Annotated in this window: 23 protein-coding genes; 4 read left to right on the top strand and 19 right to left on the bottom strand. The window is 45.6% G+C overall.

Annotation, left to right across the window (positions count from 1 at the left end; genetic code table 11):
* Positions 1–400 precede the first annotated feature (400 nt).
* From hemG to IRQ95_RS13060, 3 genes are read right to left on the bottom strand one after another with little or no spacing between them, the layout of a single operon-like run.
* Positions 401–928, bottom strand: a complete 528-nt coding sequence (gene hemG, locus IRQ95_RS13070) for a menaquinone-dependent protoporphyrinogen IX dehydrogenase (protein ID WP_194437341.1) — start codon at positions 926–928, stop codon at positions 401–403.
* A gap of 9 nt (positions 929–937) precedes the next feature.
* Positions 938–2,395 carry a TrkH family potassium uptake protein gene (locus IRQ95_RS13065; RefSeq protein ID WP_075648132.1) on the bottom strand — a complete coding sequence of 486 codons (1,458 nt, stop codon included), beginning with the start codon at positions 2,393–2,395 and terminating at the stop codon, positions 938–940.
* Between the two features lie 35 nt (positions 2,396–2,430).
* The gene (locus tag IRQ95_RS13060) at positions 2,431–3,057 is read right to left on the bottom strand and encodes a YigZ family protein (protein ID WP_194437340.1); all 627 of its coding nucleotides are present in this window, start codon (positions 3,055–3,057) and stop codon (positions 2,431–2,433) included.
* Between the two features lie 199 nt (positions 3,058–3,256).
* On the opposite strand from IRQ95_RS13060, the gene fadB reads away from it, so the two are divergent.
* Together fadB and fadA are read left to right on the top strand one after the other, a co-directional pair.
* A complete protein-coding gene (gene fadB / locus IRQ95_RS13055; RefSeq protein WP_194437339.1) occupies positions 3,257–5,428 on the top strand; it encodes a fatty acid oxidation complex subunit alpha FadB in 2,172 nt (723 codons plus the stop codon).
* A 13-nt stretch (positions 5,429–5,441) separates the two neighbouring features.
* Complete coding sequence (fadA, locus tag IRQ95_RS13050) at positions 5,442–6,620, top strand: acetyl-CoA C-acyltransferase FadA (RefSeq protein ID WP_194437338.1); 1,179 nt, start codon at positions 5,442–5,444, stop codon at positions 6,618–6,620.
* A 58-nt stretch (positions 6,621–6,678) separates the two neighbouring features.
* On the opposite strand, the gene punR is transcribed toward fadA, so the two are convergent.
* A complete protein-coding gene (gene punR / locus IRQ95_RS13045; protein WP_075648202.1) occupies positions 6,679–7,581 on the bottom strand; it encodes a DNA-binding transcriptional activator PunR in 903 nt (300 codons plus the stop codon).
* A gap of 156 nt (positions 7,582–7,737) precedes the next feature.
* Here punR and punC point away from each other — a divergent pair, with 156 nt between their 5' ends.
* Positions 7,738–8,949, top strand: coding sequence for a purine nucleoside transporter PunC (gene punC, locus IRQ95_RS13040; RefSeq protein WP_194437337.1), 1,212 nt, complete (start codon positions 7,738–7,740; stop codon positions 8,947–8,949).
* 33 nt (positions 8,950–8,982) lie between these two features.
* Here punC and IRQ95_RS13035 read toward each other — a convergent pair whose 3' ends face one another.
* The gene (locus IRQ95_RS13035) at positions 8,983–9,759 is read right to left on the bottom strand and encodes a transporter substrate-binding domain-containing protein (RefSeq protein WP_194437336.1); all 777 of its coding nucleotides are present in this window, start codon (positions 9,757–9,759) and stop codon (positions 8,983–8,985) included.
* Between the two features lie 154 nt (positions 9,760–9,913).
* Here IRQ95_RS13035 and IRQ95_RS13030 point away from each other — a divergent pair, with 154 nt between their 5' ends.
* Positions 9,914–10,618, top strand: a complete 705-nt coding sequence (locus IRQ95_RS13030; RefSeq protein ID WP_228481408.1) for an amino acid ABC transporter permease — start codon at positions 9,914–9,916, stop codon at positions 10,616–10,618.
* A gap of 70 nt (positions 10,619–10,688) precedes the next feature.
* On the opposite strand, the gene glmU is transcribed toward IRQ95_RS13030, so the two are convergent.
* From glmU to mnmG, 14 genes are all read right to left on the bottom strand, one after another.
* Positions 10,689–12,050 (bottom strand): bifunctional UDP-N-acetylglucosamine diphosphorylase/glucosamine-1-phosphate N-acetyltransferase GlmU, encoded by a 1,362-nt coding sequence (gene glmU / locus IRQ95_RS13025; RefSeq protein WP_194437334.1) that lies wholly within the window; start codon positions 12,048–12,050, stop codon positions 10,689–10,691.
* Between the two features lie 147 nt (positions 12,051–12,197).
* Positions 12,198–12,620, bottom strand: a complete 423-nt coding sequence (locus tag IRQ95_RS13020; RefSeq protein ID WP_075648139.1) for a F0F1 ATP synthase subunit epsilon — start codon at positions 12,618–12,620, stop codon at positions 12,198–12,200.
* Positions 12,621–12,638: 18 nt separating this feature from the next.
* The gene (gene atpD, locus IRQ95_RS13015; protein WP_075648140.1) at positions 12,639–14,042 is read right to left on the bottom strand and encodes a F0F1 ATP synthase subunit beta; all 1,404 of its coding nucleotides are present in this window, start codon (positions 14,040–14,042) and stop codon (positions 12,639–12,641) included.
* Positions 14,043–14,077: 35 nt separating this feature from the next.
* Positions 14,078–14,944 (bottom strand): F0F1 ATP synthase subunit gamma, encoded by an 867-nt coding sequence (atpG, locus tag IRQ95_RS13010; protein WP_194437333.1) that lies wholly within the window; start codon positions 14,942–14,944, stop codon positions 14,078–14,080.
* 42 nt (positions 14,945–14,986) lie between these two features.
* Positions 14,987–16,528: a F0F1 ATP synthase subunit alpha gene (atpA, locus tag IRQ95_RS13005; protein WP_194437332.1), complete on the bottom strand. Its 1,542-nt coding sequence runs from the start codon at positions 16,526–16,528 to the stop codon at positions 14,987–14,989.
* Positions 16,529–16,541: 13 nt separating this feature from the next.
* Entirely contained in the window at positions 16,542–17,075 is a 534-nt protein-coding gene (atpH, locus tag IRQ95_RS13000) for a F0F1 ATP synthase subunit delta (protein ID WP_075648143.1), read from the bottom strand.
* A gap of 14 nt (positions 17,076–17,089) precedes the next feature.
* Entirely contained in the window at positions 17,090–17,560 is a 471-nt protein-coding gene (gene atpF / locus IRQ95_RS12995; RefSeq protein WP_194437331.1) for a F0F1 ATP synthase subunit B, read from the bottom strand.
* A gap of 73 nt (positions 17,561–17,633) precedes the next feature.
* Positions 17,634–17,888: a F0F1 ATP synthase subunit C gene (atpE, locus tag IRQ95_RS12990; protein WP_002540812.1), complete on the bottom strand. Its 255-nt coding sequence runs from the start codon at positions 17,886–17,888 to the stop codon at positions 17,634–17,636.
* 56 nt (positions 17,889–17,944) lie between these two features.
* Entirely contained in the window at positions 17,945–18,754 is an 810-nt protein-coding gene (atpB, locus tag IRQ95_RS12985; RefSeq protein ID WP_075648145.1) for a F0F1 ATP synthase subunit A, read from the bottom strand.
* Positions 18,755–18,762: 8 nt separating this feature from the next.
* On the bottom strand, positions 18,763–19,152 hold the full coding sequence (locus IRQ95_RS12980) for a F0F1 ATP synthase subunit I (RefSeq protein WP_194437330.1): 390 nt from the start codon (positions 19,150–19,152) through the stop codon (positions 18,763–18,765).
* 186 nt (positions 19,153–19,338) lie between these two features.
* A complete protein-coding gene (locus IRQ95_RS12975; RefSeq protein ID WP_194437329.1) occupies positions 19,339–20,220 on the bottom strand; it encodes a ParB/RepB/Spo0J family partition protein in 882 nt (293 codons plus the stop codon).
* Between the two features lie 24 nt (positions 20,221–20,244).
* Positions 20,245–21,018: an AAA family ATPase gene (locus IRQ95_RS12970; RefSeq protein WP_194437328.1), complete on the bottom strand. Its 774-nt coding sequence runs from the start codon at positions 21,016–21,018 to the stop codon at positions 20,245–20,247.
* 14 nt (positions 21,019–21,032) lie between these two features.
* Positions 21,033–21,665 (bottom strand): 16S rRNA (guanine(527)-N(7))-methyltransferase RsmG, encoded by a 633-nt coding sequence (gene rsmG / locus IRQ95_RS12965; protein ID WP_194437327.1) that lies wholly within the window; start codon positions 21,663–21,665, stop codon positions 21,033–21,035.
* Positions 21,665–23,560: a tRNA uridine-5-carboxymethylaminomethyl(34) synthesis enzyme MnmG gene (gene mnmG / locus IRQ95_RS12960; protein ID WP_194437326.1), complete on the bottom strand. Its 1,896-nt coding sequence runs from the start codon at positions 23,558–23,560 to the stop codon at positions 21,665–21,667. The genes rsmG and mnmG overlap by 1 nt, the downstream gene beginning before the upstream one ends.
* Positions 23,561–23,666: the final 106 nt, after the last annotated feature.

Here is a 23,666-nt window from a genome sequence, read left to right as displayed (position 1 = left end):
TGACTGTGCTGATACCGAAGTATCAATTGGTCACTCAGTTCATTGAAATCGAATTTGATACCGAAGTATCTAATTGGATTATCATCAACGAGTGCCCACACAGATTGATAGGTTTATATTGTTAAAGAGCTTTTCGCTTTGAGTTCTCTCAAAACGGACGGTCATTTTAGCGAGATTAAGTTTAGTGTCAACCACTTTTTTCAAACTTTTTTTCAAGCGTTTCGCTTGGCTAATTTGACCTTGTTAACTTGGCTTTCGTTTCTTTCGAAGCTTTGCCGTGTCAACGAGGGCGCATTATAGAGATCGCGTTCGCTTTGGCAAGTGCTTTTTTGAAGTTTTTCCGTTTTTTTTATCGTTCGATTACTTCTTAAGCTAAAACCGCCAAAAGAGGCGGTTTTGTTTACAAGTTCTTAAAGTTTTCGGCAAATAAAGTCACTTTTTCCCAATTGGTATACTCAACCTCTTTACTGGTATCCGTTTCTCCCCCAGTCAGCGTCATAATCAGTTTAATCATCATTTTGTCAAACCAGCCATAACGAGGGTAATAAAGAGCACCAGCAAACACACCAATCAATTCCGGTTGCCAAGGTGATCGCTGTAGAAACGTCTTAATATAAACACTCCCTTCTGGGGTATCTTTACCTTGGTCCTCTTTTCTAGCTGTTAGGTTAACGCAAAAGAAAGCGACTTTATGTTGCTGCAACTGCACAAGGTTGGCCTCAATAAACTGATAGAGCTTTTTATTAAGTTTGCCATAACGAATCGATGCACCAATCAGCACTCGTTCATATAAAGAGAAGTCAACACTATCTACCTGATGCAAATCCACCAGCTCACATTGATACTCTCCAAACTGTGCTTCGATATGTTTTAGAATTTTAATCGTCTGCCCTTCTTGGGAAGAATATAGAAACAGTGCTTTTTTCACATTTAGTCCTTAGCTACGCCAAAAAGTTGGAGTCAGTAATATAAGTAGAGTAAAGATCTCAAGTCGCCCAAACAACATCGATACCACTAATACCCATTTCGCTTTATCGTTAATCTCACCGAAATGCAGCGCAACTTCTCCTAGGCCAGGGCCGAGATTATTCAATGTTGCCGCTACTGCGGAGAATGCGCTGAGTTCATCCATACCAGTTGCAATCAGAGCCAGCATACAAACTACAAATACCAATGCGTATGCAGAGAAGAACCCCCATACGGCATCAACCACTCGCTGAGGAAGCGCACTTCCTCCTAATTTAATCGTATAAACCGCGCGCGGATGCACTAAACGTTTCAGTTCTCGAGCACCTTGCAGTGTGAGTAACAAGATACGGATAACTTTCATGCCTCCCCCCGTCGAACCTGCGCATCCTCCTATAAAAGAAGAGAACAATAACAATACGGGTAAGAACAAAGGCCACTCAGCAAATCCTGTGGTGGTGAAACCTGCGGTGGTGGAGATTGAAACTGTTTGGAACAGCGCCTGATCAAATGCCTCATAGATCGTGTCATAAGAGTGATGATTGAGTAGCATCAAAAAGCACACGAGAAATAAAAGCACTTGAATAAAGATGAAAGCGCGAAACTCAGGGTCCTTCCAATAATATTTAGGGTGAACACCACCAGAAGCAAAAGCCGCAAAGTGCAATGAGTAGTTACACGCTGATATTAATAGGAATACCACGGTAATCATATTAATCGCGTAACTATCAAAATAGCCCATACTCGCATCATGGGTAGAGAAGCCACCAATCGCGATGGTTGAGAAACTATGACCAATGGCATCAAACGGTGTCATCCCTGCCAACCAAAACGCCACAGCACAAGCTATCGTTAAACTTAAATAGATATACCACAGCGCTTTTGCCGTCTCAGCGATACGTGGCGTCATTTTGCTGTCTTTTACTGGTCCTGGAATCTCTGCTCGATAAAGCTGCATTCCCCCGATACCAAGCACCGGAAGAATAGCGACGGCTAACACGATGATCCCCATCCCGCCAAACCATTGTAAGAATTGGCGGTAGAACAAAATCGCTTTAGGTAAATGGTCAAGACCAACAATTACTGTTGCACCAGTGGTCGTTAACGCGGAAAAGGATTCAAAAAAGGCATCCGTTACCGACACACTAGGGTTATCAGCGAGTAAAAATGGCAAGGAACCGGCACTGCCGATAACCGTCCAGAACAGAACAACAATTAAAAAGCCATCTCGCGCTTTAAGTTCATGCTTATGACGCCGATTGGGGAACCAACAAATTGCCCCACAAAAAAGCAGAACAAAGAAAGTCGTCACAAACGGTACGCCAGCACCATCTCGGTAGATTAACGCTACCAAGGCAGGGGCAAGCATCGAGACGCTAAACAGGGCGAGCAAGAGCCCTACGATTCGGATAATTGATCGAAATTGCATTGCTTAATGATGTGTGAAGCTAGGCTTCTGACTTCCTATTTAATCCCGTTAATCGGGGTAACAATGGCTTTAGCGCCACTCTTATTGATGATAGTTTGAGTAAATACCTCTAACTCACGCACTTCAATCTCAAGGGTAAGTACAACTTCATCACTGTATTGTGCCTCAACTTCCTGCACACCGAACTGAGCAAATAACGATTGTGCGACAGGCATAAAGCCATAGTCTAACTGGAGCGTTATTAATGTGGTGATTTTTTTCTCGATTGTTTGAAGCAGCTTAAGAGCTTGCTGTACACCACCGCCGTATGCTTTCACCAAACCGCCTGTTCCCAAACGTATACCACCATAATAACGTGTCACAACAGCACTAATTTCACCAACGCCTGAACCAGATAATTGCGCCAAAATGGGCTTTCCTGCCGTTCCAGAAGGTTCACCATCATCGCTAAACCCCCACTGCATTGAATCTTCGGGACGACCCGCGACAAATCCCCAGCAATTGTGCCGAGCATCTGCGTGTTTCTTCTTTATTTCATCCACAAAAGACTTCGCGCTAGCAACACTAGGTGTATGCGCTAAATAAGTAATAAAGAGACTCTTTTTAATCTCTTCTTCGAAAATCACTGGTTTTTCAGGAATTAAATAGGGCTTATCGTTCATGATTTGCTTGCAAAATACATAGTGGTAGCAAGTTTATCACGAGCCATTAGCAAGAGAAGAGTGGAATACCTAAATCACAATGTTAAACACTTGTTTGAATTTTGTATTGAAATTAAACATTCTCGAGTCCACACTAGAAGCGAAACAAATCGTACCAGTATAAAAGTCTAATAGTAGATTAAATGTCACGGAGATAGACATGATTTACCAAGCAAATACCCTACACGTAAAGGAAGTGCAAGACGGTATCGCCGAGCTTTGCTTTAGCTCTCCAAACTCGGTGAATAAACTCGATTTATCAACACTTGAATCGCTAGACGCTGCACTCGACGCCCTCAAGCAAACCGCCAATATTCGAGGCTTGATGCTAACCAGTGATAAAGAAGCCTTTATTGTTGGAGCGGATATCACTGAGTTCCTTGGCCTGTTTGCCAAACCCGATGAAGAACTGGACCAGTGGTTACAGTTCGCTAACCAAATTTTTTCTAAGTTGGAAGACTTGCCTTTCCCAACCTTATCGGTACTGAAAGGACATACGCTTGGTGGTGGATGTGAGTGTGTACTCGCTACCGACTTCCGCATTGGTGATAAATCCACCAGCATAGGATTACCAGAAACTAAGCTCGGTATTATGCCTGGTTTTGGCGGCTGTGTTCGACTATCACGCCTAATTGGTGCTGATAGCGCAATGGAAATCATCACCCAAGGCAAAGCATGCCGCGCTAATGAAGCGCTAAAAATTGGTCTCCTTGATGCGGTTGTCGATACAGAAGCACTAACCCAATCGGCCCTGACGACGCTTAATCAAGCAATCAGTGAGCAAGTCGATTGGCAGTCACGTCGCAGACAAAAAACCTCAGCGCTAACACTGAGCAAGCTCGAAGCCATGATGAGTTTTACCATGGCAAAAGGATTAGTCGCGCAAAAAGCGGGACCACATTACCCAGCGCCAATGGCGGCAGTGAAGACCATCGAAGAAGGCGCGACACTGGCACGCAATGCAGCGCTCGATGTTGAGCGTAAGAACTTTGTTGGTCTCGCTAAATCCCCTGAAGCAAGCGCGCTAGTGGGTCTATTCCTTAGCGATCAATACATCAAAGGTATCGCTAAAAAAGCGGCGAAATCAGCCAATAAAGAGACCAAACGCGCCGCAGTACTGGGCGCAGGTATCATGGGTGGTGGCATCGCTTACCAATCGGCGCTGAAAGGCGTACCGGTAATGATGAAAGACATAGCCCAAGCGTCATTAGATTTAGGAATGAACGAGGCATCGAAGTTACTCAACAAGAGCCTAGAACGCGGACGCATTACTGGCTTTAAGATGACTGGCATTCTCGCCTCTATCACGCCAAGCCTCCATTATGCGGGCATTGAGCAAGCTGATGTGATTGTTGAAGCCGTAGTCGAAAACCCGAAAGTCAAAGCAGCCGTATTAAGCGAAGTCGAACAAAATGTCGCTGAAGATACGGTGATCACCTCAAATACATCGACAATTCCAATCGACCTACTGGCGAAATCACTCAAACGCCCTGAAAACTTCTGTGGTATGCACTTCTTCAACCCAGTACATCGTATGCCATTGGTCGAAATCATCCGTGGTCAGCACACTTCAGAGGAAACCATCAATCGCGTGGTCGCCTACGCAGCCAAAATGGGGAAATCCCCTATCGTCGTGAATGATTGCCCTGGATTCTTCGTTAACCGCGTACTGTTTCCGTACTTTGGCGGATTTAGCATGCTGTTACGTGATGGCGCTGACTTTACTCAAATCGATAAAGTGATGGAACGTAAGTTTGGTTGGCCAATGGGACCTGCTTATCTACTCGATGTCGTCGGTATTGATACCGCTCATCATGCCCAAGCGGTAATGGCGCAAGGCTTCCCTGAGAGAATGGCAAAAACAGAACGTGACGTCATTGATGTTCTATTTGAAGCAGAAAAATACGGTCAGAAGAATGGGAGCGGTTTTTATACCTACGCCACAGATCGCAAAGGTAAACCAAAGAAAACATTTGATCCGTTAGTCCTTAGTCAGATCGCAGAGGTTTGCCAAGATAAACAAGTCTTTGATGAAAAAACCATTATCGCCCGCACCATGATTCCGATGATCAATGAGGTCGTACTGTGTCTTGAGCAAGGCATCATAGCTTCACCACAAGAAGCTGATATGGCGCTCATTTATGGTCTCGGCTTCCCTCCATTTAGAGGTGGCGTATTCCGTTATCTCGATCAAATGGGGATCGATACTTACATTGAACAAGCTGAGCAATACCAGCATTTAGGTGCCATGTATCAAGTACCGCAGTTATTGATTGATATGGCAGAGAAAGGTGAAAACTTTTATGCCAATCAGCAGCAAAGTTCAATTTAATGGGGAATCGAAAATGACTATAGAGACAAGAAAAGTAGTAATCGTTGACTGTCTTCGAACCCCAATGGGACGTTCAAAAGGCGGCGCTTTTCGTAACGTGCGCGCAGAAGATCTCTCTGCACATTTAATGAAAGGCATCCTAGCGCGTAACCCACAGGTTAATCCAAGTGAGATTGAAGATATCTACTGGGGCTGCGTACAACAAACATTGGAACAAGGCTTTAATGTCGCGCGCAATGCCGCTCTACTTGCCGGCTTACCTATTGAGGTGGGAGCCGTAACCGTCAACCGTTTATGTGGCTCATCAATGCAAGCACTGCATGATGGTACCCGTGCGATTATGACTGGCGACGCAGAGATCTGTCTGATTGGAGGCGTCGAACACATGGGGCATGTACCGATGAATCATGGCGTTGACTTCCATCCAGGTATGGCAAAGAACGTTGCTAAAGCGGCCGGTATGATGGGCTTAACCGCCGAAATGCTCGGTAAGTTGCATGGCATAGGCCGAGAGCAACAAGATGCGTTTGCTGCACGCTCGCATGCCAGAGCTCATGCAGCAACGGTTGAGGGACGCTTCAAGAACGAAATCCTGCCGACAGAAGGACACGCAGCTGATGGTACTTTAATGCTGCTTGAAGACGATGAAGTGATCCGCCCAGAAACCAGTGTTGAGGGTCTCTCACAATTGCGTCCGGTGTTTGACCCGGCCAATGGAACGGTCACTGCAGGCTCTTCCTCAGCACTATCTGATGGTGCCTCAGCGATGCTGATCATGAGTGAAGAGAAAGCCAAACAACTTGGTCTGCCGATTCGCGCTTACATCAAGGGTATGGCTATCGCGGGATGCGATCCTTCTATCATGGGTTATGGCCCCGTACCTGCAACACAGAAAGCGCTTAAACGAGCGGGGCTAACTGTCGCAGATATGGATGTGGTTGAGCTCAATGAAGCCTTTGCGGCGCAAGCTCTGCCTGTTGCCAAGGACCTTGGTCTACTTGAGGTAATGGATGAGAAAGTAAACTTGAATGGCGGTGCGATTGCACTTGGTCACCCACTTGGCTGTTCTGGATCGCGCATCTCAACCACGCTCATTAACCTGATGGAAGCGAAAGATGCCAAATATGGCCTAGCCACTATGTGTATCGGGCTAGGTCAAGGTATTGCAACGGTATTCGAGCGTCCTCAGTAATCACGCTGTCAGTATCAGAGCAAACCTTAAATAAGCGCCAGCGACTCGCTGGCGTTTTTTATGCGCGTAACCAGTCGTTATACAACTGTTCACTTGAGCCTAGGTAATCCACCATCCACTCAATCATTTTGTGGTTTTCATCTTTTCGCCACACCAAACAGCAATAACTTAATGGCTTATCCTCAGGCAGAATTTTTTCCACCAGCACGCCCTCCTCAATCAAAGGTTGAGCGATGTGTCTCGGCATATAACCAACACCAACACCGTTTTTCAGGCACTCTATCGCGCTGTACCAATTAGGCAATAACAAGCGTCTTTGTTGTGGATAGTGCACAGTATGACGTTTAGGCAATACATTCGATGTGTCATCTAAACAGATCGCAGGAAACTGACTAACAAACTCTTCGGTCAGTACTTGCTCACGCACACATGGATGGCTTGGCGACATCACAAATGCCCAATCCAATACCCCCATCTCTTTAACTTCAAAGTCACCGCCAACCGGAATCGCCGCGGTCGCGCCAATCACAATATCCGCGCGACCTTGTGAAATCGCTTCCCAGGATCCATTAAATACTTCCATGTTGATCTGTAACTCTGCATGCTCAAACGTGGCATAGAACGCTTCGATCAACGGCTTCATTTGATCCAAACGCACCACATTGTCTAACGTCAACTTCAAGGTTTTTTGCCAACCATGAGCAGCACGTCGAGTTTGGCTCTTCACCTCTTCCATTTGTCGTAGCATTGCGCGCGCTTCCGTTAAGAACACTTCACCGGCTGGAGTTAACTCGACCTTCCTAGGTAAACGCTTAAATAGTACCACATCGAGATCTTGTTCCATCTGCCTGACGCTATAGCTAATCGCCGAAGGCACTTTATGCAATACCTCTGCGGCCGCAGTAAAACTGCCCAGTCGAGCCACAGTGTCGATCATCTTAAGAGAGTTACGCGAAAACACGCTCATAGCTAGCCTTCAAATTTTTTGATTGATAACCACAAATATTAACGTTTTATTTTATTTATTACCAAAAATAGAATGCGGGACATTGAATGGCATACTCTGCAGAAGAGTATTGCAAACCTTTATAAATGAATTTTTTTGAATGGTAATAAGATGAACGTCTCTACTCAAGTTTCTAAATTGCAGTTGTTCTATTTATCAGCACTTTCGATGCTCGGCTTTATTGCCACTGATATGTACCTTCCCGCATTTAAGATGATGGAAGTTGACTTTGCTACTGGCCCAGAACAAATCGCACTTTCTCTCACCGTATTTTTGGTTGGCATGGCAAGCGGTCAGCTACTATGGGGTTTAGCGTCGGATAAATTTGGTCACCGCAATACCTTGGCAGTTGGCTTAGCGCTATTTACTATCTCTTCTCTTGGTTTAGCGTTTAGCGATCAGGTTTGGCAGCTACTGACACTGCGCTTTATTCAAGCTATCGGTGTTTGTGCGCCAGCGGTAATTTGGCAAGCAATGGTAATCAAGCGTTACAGCAGTGCAAGCCAACAGATCTTTGCCACCATAATGCCTTTGGTTGCACTTTCTCCAGCACTCGCGCCACAATTGGGCGTTCTACTAGCGGATAGCTTTGGCTGGCACAGCATTTTCTACGCCCTAACCATTATGGGTGTATTGCTGGTATTCGCTACGATGCGCCAACCACAAGAACAAGTGGAAACTAAGCAAACCTCAGTCACTGCTGACATTCGCGCTTTAGTAAGTTCGAAAACTTACCTAGGTAACGTGATGATGTTTGCTACCGCATCAGCGGCTTTCTTTGCTTACCTAACCGGTATGCCAGAAATCATGGCGCAACTGGGTTATGAAGCAAAAGACATTGGTCTTAGCTTTGTGCCTCAAACCATCGCATTTATGGCAGGTGGCTGGCTAGGAAAAGTGATGGTCGCTAAGTACGGTGATGAAAAAGTACTTCGTCAATTAGTCGGATTGTTCAGCGTTGCGTCTGTGATGATTTTTGTCGCATCACAATGGGAGCTTAGTTCAATTTGGCCAATTCTCGCGCCATTCTGTCTGATTGCCGTAGCTAACGGCGCGATGTACCCAATCGTGGTAAACCGCGCACTCGGTAGTGCTAAACAAAGCCCTGCAACGGCAGCAGGTTTACAAAATAGCCTGCAAATTAGTGTTAGCAGCCTATCCAGCGCATTAGTAGCAGCACTGGCTAGCCAAGCACAACACGCGACTGGTATTGCGATTGTGATTTGTATGCTTGGTATGTGGGTGGGTTATATTGTTTCCAACCGAGAGCTCTCTCAACACTTCACCGCGCCGGATAATTCACGCGTTGTAAGTGAAGAGTAAGTTTAAAGAGCCGCACTTGCGGCTCTTTTGCTATCAAAGACTTTGCAGTCCCCACTTTTCAGCAGTGGCTTTGAAAAAACCTTGAGTTTGCTTTAGCTCAACCCAGTGGTTGATATAGTTAATCCACACCTGATCGCCTTGTGGCAATAACATGGCGATAGGGGTTGGTTTACGCGGCTCTTTCACTGGAACAATTGCCAACTGGTTAAACTTCTCCACCAGCGTTGCAGCCTCGACATTAGACGTTACCGATACATCAGCACGACGAGCAAGCAACTCTTGAAAATCTCGCGCCGGAGCTTCAATCACAATGTGCTTCGCGGCAGGGAAAAACTCTTTAACCATCTTCTCTTGTACTGTACCCAGCGTCGCTGCCACTTTCACTTCAGGTCGGTCAAAATCACTCCAATCGCTGAACTTAGCTAAATCTTTCTTTTGCACCACAGGTACAAACGCGAGAAAGAAATAGGGCTGACTATAACCAGCGACTTTGGCACGCGACATATTCAAAGAAGCACTACCGGTGATATCGTATTTATTCGCTGTAATGCCATTGACCAAAGTTTTCCAATCGGTAGGTACATACTCCACTTTTACGCCGAGATCTTTGGCAAGTTCACTAGTGATATCGATATCAAACCCACGATAACTATTGGTCGCGGGATCTTTAATCGTCATCGGGTTCCAATCACCCGTTGTGCCGACTCTCAGTACCCCACTATCTAATATCTCATGCAAACGGCTTTGTGCCTGCACTCCCTGCGCGACCATCAATAAACTCAGCCCTAATCCCAACAGTATTTTTTTCATTTCATTCCCTCGAAAGCAAGACGACCAATATATTCCGTTTAATTATTAACCATTAAACAGTCTTCATTGGTAACATAGTTGTTACAAGGACTGTTTTTCACAAGTTTAGGGAGTAACTGTGAACTACCAACGACTTTGGCCACTAAGTTTACTAATGCTAACGGGATGTTCCGATTACCAATGGGGCTGGTATGTACTCGACCCGAGCACTGAGCAAGGCAGAACCAACCTAACATTTTTATTAGCAGGCTTTAACGACACCATACAGATCTCACTGCTCAGCATGTTACTCGCAATGTCTTTAGGATTGGTTATCGCTCTACCCGCATTGTCCAAAAGTAAACCACTACAATGGTTTAATCGCCTCTACGTCGAGGTCGTTCGCTCAATACCGGTTCTGGTACTACTGCTGTGGGTTTACTACGGTATGCCCACTCTGATGGATATCTCGCTGAATCATTTTTGGGCAGGAGTGATAGCACTCACTATCGCTGAGAGTGCCTTTATGGCTGAAGTCTTTCGTGGTGGTATCCAAGCGATACGTAAAGGACAACATGAAGCTGCAAGTTCGCTGGGCTTAGATTACTGGCAAACCATGCGCCTAGTGATTTTACCGCAAGCATTTCGACAAATCTTACCTCCGCTCGGGAACCAATTTGTCTATATTCTCAAGATGAGTTCACTGGTTAGCGTGATTGGTTTAAGTGACTTAACTCGACGAGCCAACGAGCTGGTGGTAACGGAGTACTTACCACTAGAGATCTATACCTTCCTCGTATTCGAGTACTTACTATTAATCTTGTTGGTTTCTCAGGCGGTACGCTGGTTGGAAAGACGCATTGCCATCCCAAGTTATTAAACATAAGCACTAGACATAAAAAAACCGCTCAAAAGAGCGGTTTTCATCAATTCAAAGCAGAGGCCCTAGCTTACTTCTTCTTTACTGGGCGTTGCCAGCCAGTAATTTTGCGTTCTTTGGCGCGAGTGATCACTAACTCACCTTCTGCTACGTCTTTGGTCAAAGTCGTACCAGCACCAATCGTGGCACCATCGGCAATCGTCACAGGCGCAATCAACTGACTATCAGAACCAACAAACACGTCATTACCAATAATGGTTTTAAACTTATTCACACCATCGTAGTTACAAGTAATCACACCAGCACCTACGTTAACACGTTGACCAATCTCAGTATCACCTAAGTAAGTAAGGTGGTTGGCTTTTGAACCTTCGCCAATGCGGGTATTTTTCACTTCAACAAAGTTACCAACATGTGCATCATTACGTAATTCAGCGCCAGGACGCAAGCGAGTAAATGGACCAACCGTACACTCTTCCCCAACAGTTGCCCCTTCAATTACGCTATATGGGCGAACAACAGTATTGTCGTCAATCTCACAGTCTTTCAGTACACAACCAGCACCGATACGAACGTTATCACCAAGGGATACCGAACCTTCGATAATGACGTTTACGTCGATTTCGACATCTAAGCCGCATTGCAGTTCGCCACGTAGATCAAAGCGAGCAGGATCGCGTAGCATCACGCCTTGCTCAAGTAGCTTTTGCGCTTGCATTGACTGATATGCACGCTCTAATCTAGCTAATTGCGCACGGTCATTCACCCCTTCAACTTCAATTGGGTTTACTGGATGAACCGCTTCAACCGCATGGCCTTCATCATGAGCAGCCGCGATAATATCAGTCAGGTAGTACTCACCTTGTGCGTTATTATTGTTTAAGCCAGACAACCAACGTTTAAGATCGCGACCTGTTGCCACCATAACGCCTGTGTTGATCTCTTTAATCAACTTCTGTTCATCAGTCGCATCTTTCTGCTCAACGATTGCTACAACGGGACCATTCTTACGCACGATACGGCCATAACCCATTGGGTTATCCAGAACGACTGTCAGCAGGGCAATACCGCCGGTTGGTTGCGCATCAAGTAGGTTCTCAATCGTTTCTGATGAGATCAATGGTACATCACCGTAAAGCACTAAGATCTTTTCATCGTCTTCAAATTGATCAGAAGCTTGATCTACCGCGTGGCCAGTACCAAGTTGCTCCGCTTGCAATACCCAGTTTACTGGCTCTGCTGCAAGCTCTGCTTGCATTTGATCGCCACCGTGGCCATAAACCAAATGAATATTCTGCGCACCTAATCCTGTACAAGTATCGATCACATGTTTCGCCATTGGCTTGCCTGCTAATGTATGCAATACCTTTGGCTTGTTGGAATACATGCGAGTGCCTTTACCCGCAGCAAGAATGACAGCGCTAAATTTCATTATGTAGAACCTATGACGTTATATTTGTTTCAACTGGCGCATATTGTAGTCAGCATTAGTCCATTAGTTAATGCCTGACGTGAATAAATAAACAAAAAGGCGACCAAATGGCCGCCTTTCTCACATTATAAACACCACTAATATTGATTAGCGACGCTTTTTCGTCAGCTCGATAACTCGTAGCTGAGCAATGGCTTTAGCCAGCTCACTGGCCGCTTGTGCGAAGTCCATGTCGCCGTGCTGGTTCTGGATATTCTCCTCAGCGCGACGCTTAGCTTCTTCTGCCTTCGCTGCGTCTAGATCTTCACCACGGATAGCGGTATCAGCCAGTACAGTCGCTGTACCCGGCTGAACTTCTACCATACCACCAGAGACATAAATGAACTCTTCGTGGCCGTGCTGTTTCACAATACGCACCATACCAGGCTTAATAGCGGTCAGCAGCGGAGTGTGGCCGTGGAAAATACCCAGCTCACCTTCGCTACCGGTCACCTGAAACGTTTCAACGCGACCAGAGAAAAGTTTTTTCTCAGCGCTTACTACGTCTAGATGAAAGGTTATTGGTGCCATATCGCCTCCTAGTTAGCCTTATAGCTTCTTAGCATTCTCGATAGCATCGTCGATAGTACCGCAGTACATGAACGCTTGCTCTGGAATGTCATCGTATTCACCAGCTAGTAGACCTTTAAAGCCACGTAGAGTCTCTTTAAGAGGTACGTATACGCCTGGGTCACCTGTAAATACTTCTGCTACGTGGTAAGGCTGAGTTAGGAAACGTTCAATCTTACGTGCACGAGATACAACTTGCTTATCTGCTTCAGATAGCTCGTCCATACCTAGAATCGCAATGATATCTTTCAGCTCTTTGTAGCGCTGAAGAGTTTGCTGAACGCCACGAGCTGTGTCGTAGTGCTCTTGACCAACAACCAATGGATCTAGCATACGAGATGTAGAATCTAGTGGGTCGATCGCTGGGTATAGACCCATTGCTGCGATGTTACGGTTAAGTACAACCGTTGCATCCAAGTGCGCGAACGTTGTTGCTGGAGACGGGTCAGTCAAGTCATCCGCAGGTACGTATACCGCCTGTACAGACGTGATAGAACCTTGCTTAGTTGACGTGATACGCTCCTGTAGTACACCCATTTCTTCAGCTAGTGTAGGCTGGTAACCTACTGCTGATGGCATACGACCTAGCAGTGCTGATACTTCCGTACCTGCAAGTGTGTAACGGTAGATGTTATCGATAAACAGTAGTACGTCACGACCTTCGTCACGGAAACGTTCTGCCATCGTTAGACCCGTCAGTGCAACACGTAGACGGTTGCCTGGTGGCTCGTTCATCTGACCGTAAACCATTGCTACTTTTGATTCTTCAGGTTTTTCGATGTTTACAACACCTGCTTCCTGCATTTCAAAGTAGAAGTCGTTACCTTCACGAGTACGCTCACCAACACCTGCAAACACAGATAGACCTGAGTGTTGTAGTGCGATGTTGTTGATAAGTTCCATCATGTTAACGGTCTTACCTACACCTGCACCACCGAATAGACCGATTTTACCACCTTTAGCGAATGGACAAATCAAGTCGATTACTTTAACACCAGTTTCTAGAAGTGCTGTTTCGTTCGATTGTTCTTCGTAGCTTGGCGCTTCACGGTGGATAGAGTAAACCTCTTCCGCACCGATTTCGCCACGCTCATCAATCGCGTCACCTAGAACGTTCATGATACGACCTAGGGTTTTAGTACCTACTGGTACTGAAATTGGAGCGCCAGTGTTTACAACTTCTACTCCGCGACGTAAACCATCTGAGCTACCCATAACGATACAACGAACTATGCCACCGCCTAGCTGTTGCTGAACTTCAAGAACTAGACGTTCTTTTGAGTCCGTTACGTTTAGAGCGTCATATACACTAGGTACATCGCTCTGTGGGAACTCTACGTCGACTACCGCACCGATGATCTGTACGATCTTACCTGTAGCCATCGTTAATCCTCTAAACTATTTCGTTTTACCTAAACTTAAACCGCAGCAGCGCCGCCAACGATTTCCGAAAGTTCTTGTGTAATCGCAGCCTGACGGGCTTTGTTGTACACAAGCTCTAAATCTTCAATCAGGTCGCTCGCGTTATCCGTTGCAGCTTTCATCGCAATCATTCGGGCCGCTTGCTCACAAGCAAGGTTTTCTACTACACCTTGGTAAACCTGAGACTCTACGTAACGCACTAGAAGTGTGTCCAATAGAGGCTTTGGCTCAGGCTCATAGATGTAGTCCCATGAGTGCTCACGCTGCATCTCTTCGCTGTCCGATTTAGGCAAAGGTAGCAATTGATCGATCGTTGGTTCCTGAATCATGGTGTTCACAAACTTGTTGAAAACCACATATAAACGATCCAGTTCACCTTCATCGTATTTCTTCAGCATTACGCTTACAGAACCGATAAGGTCTTCAAGGCTTGGGCTATCACCCAGACCAGAAACCTGAGCGGCTACTTTCGCGCCACTGCTTTTGAAAAAGCCAGTTGCTTTAGAACCCACTAACGCAAGTTCAACTTCAGCACCTTTCTCTTTCCAAGCCTGCATATCAACTAGGGCTTTTTTGAACACGTTAATGTTCAAGCCGCCACACAGGCCACGGTCTGTAGAAACGATGATGTAACCAACACGCTTAGCTTCACGCTCTTCTAGGTACGGATGACGGTACTCTAGATTTGCATTAGCCACATGACCGATCACTTTACGCATTGTTTCAGCGTATGGACGAGAAGCTTCCATTGCATCTTGAGAACGACGCATTTTTGAAGCTGCTACCATTTCCATCGCTTTCGTAATTTTCTGCGTGCTTTTAACACTACCGATTTTATTACGTATCTCTTTTGCGCCGGCCATCGTTACTCTCCATTAGTTGGTGGCATTACTGCCACCGACCTATTACCAAGTTTGGGTTGCTTTGAAGTCGTCAGTCAGTTTCTTCAACTGAGCTTCGATTTCATCGTTGTAAGCACCCGTCTTGTCGATCTCAGCTGCAAGTTCAGCGTATTGACCGCGAGCATACGATAGTAGAGCCGCTTCAAAATCTAGCAGTTTGCTGATTTCAACATCTGCTAGGTAACCGCGCTCTGCCGCGAAGATAACTAGTGCTTGATCAAATACTGAGAATGGAACGTATTGCTTCTGTTTCATTAGCTCAGTAACTTTTTGACCGTGGTCTAGCTGTTTCTTCGTTGCGTCATCAAGGTCAGACGAGAACTGTGCGAATGCCGCTAGTTCACGGTACTGAGCTAGTGCAGTACGAATACCGCCAGATAGCTTCTTGATGATTTTCGTCTGTGCCGAACCACCTACACGAGATACTGAGATACCAGGGTCAACCGCTGGGCGTACACCCGCGTTGAATAGCTCAGTTTGTAGGAAGATCTGACCATCAGTAATCGAGATTACGTTAGTCGGTACGAATGCTGAAACGTCACCTGCTTGAGTTTCGATGATAGGAAGAGCAGTCAAAGAACCAGTCTTACCTTTCACTTCACCGTTAGTGAAACGCTCTACGTACTCTTCGTTTACACGAGCTGCACGCTCTAGTAGACGCGAGTGAAGGTAGAATACGTCACCTGGGAATGCCTCACGGCCTGGTGGACGTTTAAGTAGTAGAGAGATCTGACGGTAAGCTACTGCTTGCTTAGATAGATCATCGTAAACAATCAGTGCGTCTTCGCCGCGATCGCGGAAGTATTCACCCATTGCACAACCAGCGTAAGGCGCTAGGTATTGCAGTGCAGCAGACTCAGAAGCTGATGCCACAACAACGATAGTGTTCGCTAGTGCGCCATGTTCTTCTAGTTTGCGTACTACGTTAGCGATGGTAGAAGCTTTCTGACCAATTGCTACGTAGATTGAGAAAATACCAGAGTTTTTCTGGTTGATGATCGCATCGATCGCCATTGCTGTTTTACCAGTTTGGCGGTCACCGATAACAAGTTCACGCTGACCACGACCGATTGGGATCATTGAGTCAACTGACTTGTAACCAGTTTGTACAGGTTGGTCAACCGATTTACGGTCGATTACACCTGGTGCAATCACTTCTACAGGCGAAGTCAATTTAGCTTCGATTGGACCTTTACCATCGATAGGTTCACCTAGCGTGTTCACTACGCGACCTAGTAGTTCTGGACCTACTGGCACTTCAAGAATGCGACCAGTACCTGTAACTTTCATGCCTTCCTTAAGGTCAGCATATGGGCCCATTACAACCGCACCAACCGAGTCACGCTCAAGGTTAAGTGCTAGTGCATAACGGCCACCCGGTAATTCAATCATTTCACCTTGCATCACGTCCGCTAGGCCGTGAATGCGGATGATACCATCGCTTACCGATACGATAGTACCCTCGTTGCGAGCTTCACTAACAACTTCGAAAGACTCGATACGTTGTTTGATCAGATCGCTAATTTCCGTGGAATTAAGTTGCATGCTCCAATCCCCATTAAGACTGCAATGCATCGCTCAGGCGGTTCAAACGACCACGCGCTGAGTCATCGATGACTAGGTCTCCGGCTCGAATTATTACCCCACCAAGTAGGGCTTCGTCTACACTGCAATTCAGCTTCACTTTACGCGCTAGGCGCTGCTCAAGTTTGCCACCGATATTCGCTAGCTGTTCATCAGAAAGTTCTGTTGCTGAAATAACTTCAACGTCGATCTCTTTCTCATGTTCTTTCTTCAAAAAGAAGAATTGCTCACTTACATCAGGAAGGGCCTTTAATCGACCATTCTCAGCCATCACCTTTAACAGGTTTTGACCATGGGCATCTACTTGTTCACCACAAATTGCGACAAAAATCTCTGCCAACTTATCGGCAGACATTGAGCTTGATAAAAGCTCTTTAACTTGTGCATTTTGGGCTACTTCAGCAGCGAAAGAGAGCATTTGTCCCCATTGTTCCAATTGCTCTTTTTCAACTGCAAAGTCGAATGCTGCTTTAGCATAGGGGCGTGCGATAGTAGTCAAATCAGACATATGCGCCCCCAGACTTAAAGTTTTGCAGTAATGTTGTCGAGAATATCTTTGTGCGCATCTTTATCGATAGTACGCTCAAGGATTTTCTCAGCACCAGCTACAGCCAGAGTTGCAACTTGTTTGCGCAGTTCATCACGTGCGCGGTTGCGTTCTGCTTCTAGTTCAGCATCAGCTTGATTAAGGATGTTCTGGCGTTCAACCTGAGCTTCCTCGCGAGCTTCATCTAGAATTTGAGCTTTACGCTTATTAGCTTGCTCAATGATCTCAGATGCTGTGCGCTTCGCTTCTTTCAACTGATCAGAAGCGTTGGCTTGTGCTAGGTCCAAGTCTTTTGAAGCTCGTTCTGCCGCTTGTAGACCGTCAGCAATTTTCTTCTGACGCTCTTCAATCGCATTCATCAATGGTGGCCATACATACTTCATGCAGAACCACACGAATAGTGCGAACGAGATTGCTTGACCTAGCAGAGTTGCGTTCATATTCACAACAGCTACCCCTCTATTTGGACTTAGTGTTAATCAATGGCAAACCGTGTGGCTTGCCCTTGGCAATAAGTGATTAACCTAGTTGACCAACGAATGGGTTTGCGAAAGTGAACAGTAGCGCGATTACGATACCGATCATTGGAACCGCATCAAGTAGACCCGCGATGATGAACATCTTAACTTGTAGCATAGGAGCCATTTCTGGTTGACGTGCTGCACCTTCAAGGAATTTACCACCTAGAAGTGCGAAACCAATCGCTGTACCAAGAGAAGCAAGACCGACGATAATACCTACGGCGATTGCAGAAAAGCTCAGTAAAGTTTCCATTACTATCTCCAATTTATAGTTGTTGGCTTAGTGCCCAAATAAAAAGCTTAAAAAAATTAATGATCACTGTCTTCGTGAGCCATTGACAGGTAAACAATTGTCAACATCATAAACACGAAGGCTTGAATCGTAATAACCAAGATATGGAAGATTGCCCACGGTAGTGAACCCATCCATTGTAAGTACCATGGTAGCATTGCCGCACAAAGAATGAATACAACCTCACCTGCAAACATGTTACCGAATAGACGCATACCAAGTGATAGAGGTTTCGCAAGGAGCGATACCACTTCAATCAGTAGGTTAAACGGAATCATTACAGGGTGATTAAACGGATGTAATGCTAATTCCTTTGCAAAGCCACCTAGACCTTTCACTTTGATGCTGTAGTAGATCATCAGAGCGAATACGCCTAGTGCCATAGCCATGGTGATGTTTACATCAGCAGACGGTACCACTTTCAAGTAAGGGATTCCGAGCCAATGCTCTGCTGGGTAAGGTAAGAAATCGATCGGAACTAAGTCCATCACGTTCATTAAAAATACCCAACAAAAGATAGTTAGTGCTAAAGGCGCTATCAGAGGGTTGCGTCCATGGAACGTGTCTTTGACGTTTTCTGCGACAAATTCAACGATCATTTCTACAGCACACTGAAGCTTACCCGGTACACCTACTGTTGCTTTCTTTGCTACTTTGTAAAAAATTCCTAGGAAAATTAAACCAGTAAACCAAGAAAAAAACAGGCTATCGATATGTACGTTCCAGAAACTTGCTTCTTCCACCCAGCCAAACTTTCCAAAAGAAAGGTTTGAAAGGTGGTGAGCAATATATCCGGATTGTGTTAGCGCTTCACCTGGCGCAGCCATAACTCATCCTATTTTTTGTTGTTAATGAAAAGCACTGGCGCACAGATATTAACTCCTAGAGCCAGTAAATAGGTTAGTTTTAGGGGAACAAGTTCCACCTGTGTATACATGTAGACAAGCGAGAATAGAGCGACTGTGATTAGGATTTTAAGCACTTCACCCGTGTAAAAGGATGCAGCGACTTTCTTTGCTGCACGTGCTCCACTGAACATGAAGGCACATAAAGCAAAGACCGCGTTAGCTAGGACACAAATGCCGCCACCAACCAATGCAGAAATTCCCCATTCAATACTCACAGTGCCAGCCATTCCCGCTGCCACTAACGTAACCGCGCCAAGCTGGATCATTAACAATTGCTTAGCAAGCTCTCGTCCAGGTCTAGCTAACGCCGCTACCATGTATTCATACCTCTAGTAATATCCACAGCAATAACAACCTTGTGCTGGGAAATTGGCAAAAATTATACGGTCAGTCGAATTGAATGCAATGGAAACACCGCAAAAAGTTACAATTCTGTTTACAAACCTACAACTTTTACATAAAAATCATGTTTTATAAAATTTGATGAAGATCAATTATCTCACTTAGCTCTGCAACTTGGCAATTAATTGCGCCAATTTTTGAGGTTCATCAACATTTATTGTCACTTTTGCCTTACCTGTCGCGGAACGTGTAATCGCAACTTTTGCCCCTAAGATTTCACTCAATTTTTGTGACATTTGTTGAGTTTCAGCATCCTCTGGCACGTTTTTCGACTCAACTACTGGCTTTAGGCACTTTTTCACTAGCTGCTCAGTTTGGCGAACCGTCATTTGCTTCGCTGCGACCTGAGTCGCAACTTCGACTTGTTGTTCACCTTCTAGCACAATCAATGCTCGTGCGTGGCCCATTTCTAGTTGCTTTTGAACCACCAATTTTTTTACGTCGTCTTCCAGTTGATTCAAACGCAAGATGTTACTTACGCTTGCTCGAGACTTACCAATCACCTCAGCCACTTGCTGATGAGTCAAAGAAAACTCGTGCTGCAGACGTTCTAGCGCCTGAGCCTCTTCGATCACGTTCAGATCTTCACGCTGAATATTTTCGATCAATGCCATAGCGATCGCCGCGCGATCTTCGACTTTTTTCACCAAACAAGGCACTTGGCTTAAGCCTGCTTTGCGGGCAGCACGCCAACGACGCTCACCTGCAATGATCTCAAACTTGTCGTGATCGACCTGACGTACCACGATAGGCTGGATAATGCCTTGCGATTCAATCGATGCAGCCAACTCTTCAAGTGCTTCTGGCTCAATATCTTTACGTGGCTGATAAACACCTGGTCGTAAAAGATTGATGCCAAGTTCAGTTAACTGACCATTACTAGACAGTTCTTGACTCAAATTCACTGTCTGCTGGCGTTCACGCGCCAACGAACTGGTTGAAAGAAGCGCATCAAGCCCTTTACCTAAACCACGTTTAGACATGAATTCAGTTCCTATTAGTTAGTGTTAAGCAGGTACTTCTTCACGACGAAGCATTTCACCCGCTAAGGCTAGATAAGCTTTAGCGCCTGCGGAATGTTTGTCGTAGTACATAGCAGGCTTACCATGACTTGGCGCTTCTGCTAAGCGAACATTGCGAGGAATAACAGTGCGGTACACCTTGGTTCCAAAGTGCTTTTTCAATTGATCGGATACTTCATTGGAAAGCCGGTTTCGAGGGTCATACATGGTGCGCAATAACCCTTCAATCTTGAGATTCTCGTTAACAACAGCGGCTAGCTTGCTAATGGTATCCATTAACGCAGTTAAACCTTCTAGTGCAAAATACTCACACTGCATTGGCACTAACACAGAATCTGCTGCGGCCATGGCATTGATTGTAAGAAGGTTTAGAGAAGGAGGACAATCTATAAAGATGAAATCATAGTTATCGCGAACCGACGCAAGCGCTTGCTTTAGGCGTATCTCACGCGCAAACACTTCCATCAGTTTAATCTCAGCAGCAGTTACATCACCATTGGCAGCAATTAGGTCATAATGCCCAGTGGTCTTAGTGATCACCACATCATGAAACGCGACATCTTCCACCAAAAGCTCGTATGCAGTGGCATCAACTTGATATTTGTCGACACCACTTGCCATGGTTGCGTTACCCTGTGGGTCCAGATCAATAACCAGTACCTTGCGTTTAGTTGCGGCCATAGACGCAGCTAAATTAATACAAGTCGTTGTTTTTCCAACACCGCCTTTCTGGTTGGCAATGGCTACAATTTTTCCCACGATCTACCTCGCTATTATTCCTTGCGCGATAAGATTACTAGATGACGCTCGCCTTCCAATTGAGGAACTTGCAAAGATTTGATATCGGTCACACAACACCACTCTGGCAATTCAGCAATCTCATTCTGTGATAATTGCCCCTTGAGCGCCAAAAAGCGTCCGGTGTGATCTTTTGGTAAGTGGTGACACCATTCAACCATATCGACCATCGAGGCAAATGCTCTACTTAGTACACCATCAAATTTGTCTTCGAGTTGATACTCTTCAACTCGACTTTGAATCGGGGTCACGTTTTCAATTTTCAGCTCGTGAATCACTTGCTTGATAAAGCGAATACGTTTACCCAAGCTATCGAGTAAATGGAAGTCTTTGTCTGGGTTCATAATTGCCAGAGGAATACCAGGCAAACCAGGGCCAGTACCAACGTCAATAAAGCGCTCACCTTCAAGGTGAGTGCTAATGATGATGCTATCGAGGATGTGTTTCACCAACATTTCAATTGGATCGCGCACTGAAGTCAGGTTGTACGCTTTGTTCCACTTATTAAGCAGTTCAACATAACCCACCAACTGTTCGCGTTGACGCTCAGAGACGTCGAGATCAGTTTGTGCAATCAACTCATCCAATTTTTGACGTAAGACAGACATTAGGCTTCCTCACCCTTTTTCAGTAGACCTTGTTTCTTCAGGTGAACCAACAGGATAGAGATCGCCGCAGGTGTAATACCAGAAATACGTGATGCGATGCCAATTGATTCCGGTTTCGCTTCAGTCAGCTTTAACACCACTTCATTAGATAGACCACTAACTTGTTTGTAATCAAGATCAGCGGGCAGCTTGGTGTTTTCATGTCGCAGCGACTTCTCAATTTCATCTTGCTGACGCTTGATATAGCCTTCGTACTTCACTTGAATTTCAACTTGCTCAGCGGCTTGTTGATCTTCTAGAGCAGGTTGGAATGCCGCTAATTGAGTTAACTGTGTATAAGTGATCTCCGGACGACGCAGAAGATCTTCACCACTGGCTTCGCGCGCCATTGGAGCTTTCAGCAAAGCATTTAGCTCATCAATACCGGTCGATTTTGGATTCATCCAAGTCTCTTTCAGGCGTTGACGCTCTTTTTCGATGTTATCGATTTTCTCGTTGAAACGTGCCCAACGCACATCATCAATCAAACCGAGCTCGCGCGCTTTTTCCGTCAAACGTAGATCAGCGTTATCTTCACGCAGCAACAAACGGTATTCCGCACGAGAAGTAAACATACGGTATGGTTCTTTGGTACCCATAGTCGATAGGTCGTCGATAAGCACGCCGACGTACGCTTGGTCACGGCGAGGGCTCCAACCTTCTTTATCTTGGCTGTACAAACTTGCGTTTAGACCCGCCATAAGACCTTGTGCAGCCGCTTCTTCGTAACCGGTAGTACCGTTGATTTGACCAGCAAAGAACAAGCCAGCAATAAATTTGTTTTCGTAAGTTTGCTTCAAATCGCGAGGATCAAAGAAATCATACTCAATTGCGTAGCCAGGGCGCACGATATGCGCGTTTTCAAAACCTTTCATTGAACGAACGATCTGCACCTGCACATCAAACGGTAAGCTGGTGGAAATACCATTCGGGTAAAGTTCTGTGGTGGTGAGACCTTCTGGTTCGATAAAGATCTGGTGGCTGTTTTTATCCGCAAAACGCATCACCTTATCTTCAATCGATGGGCAGTAACGTGGACCAATACCTTCGATTACGCCCGCATACATTGGACTACGATCAAGGTTGTTGCGGATCACATCGTGCGTACGCTCATTGGTATGAGTAATAAAACACGGGATCTGACGCGGATGTTGACTACGATTGCCCATAAACGAGAACACAGGTGTTGGATTATCACCGTGTTGCGCTTCGAGTACTGAGAAATCAACACTGTTGGCATCGATACGTGGTGGTGTTCCCGTTTTTAAACGATCCACACGCAGTGGTAATTCACGTAGACGATTTGCTAGTGCGATCGATGGAGGATCGCCTGCGCGGCCACCTGACGAACTTTCCATCCCAATGTGAATCTTGCCCCCAAGGAAGGTACCAACGGTCAATACAACCGCTTTGGCGCGGAATTTAAGACCCATTTGAGTAACCACACCTACTGCACGATCATTTTCAACAATCAGATCATCTACTGCTTGCTGGAAAAGTGTCAGATTTGGTGTGTTCTCTAGTACGTCACGCACAAAGGCTTTGTATAGTGCTCGGTCTGCTTGGGCACGAGTCGCTCGTACTGCAGGACCTTTAGAAGCATTCAATGTTCGAAATTGAATACCAGCATGATCAATGGCTTGTGCCATTAAGCCACCCATAGCATCCACTTCTTTCACTAGATGCCCTTTGCCGATGCCACCAATCGCTGGGTTACATGACATTTGACCTAATGTGTCAATGTTATGAGTCAATAAGAGGGTTTTTTGCCCTGTACGCGCTGATGCGAGTGCGGCTTCCGTTCCTGCGTGACCGCCACCAACCACAATGACGTCAAAGTTTTCGTGATAAAGCATGAACTGACCTCTGGTATTCAAGAAAAGTCGGACAGATAAAAAAGAGCGATATTCTACCTGCTTTCTAGTAGAGAGAAAAACGCTTTTGTACTTTTTAAGTTTAGAG

The organism is Vibrio fluminensis (assembly GCF_015278125.1).
GTDB lineage: Bacteria > Pseudomonadota > Gammaproteobacteria > Enterobacterales > Vibrionaceae > Vibrio > Vibrio fluminensis.
The sequence above is the reverse complement of the archived record's forward strand: the minus strand, read 5'-3'. Positions and strand labels throughout refer to the sequence as shown.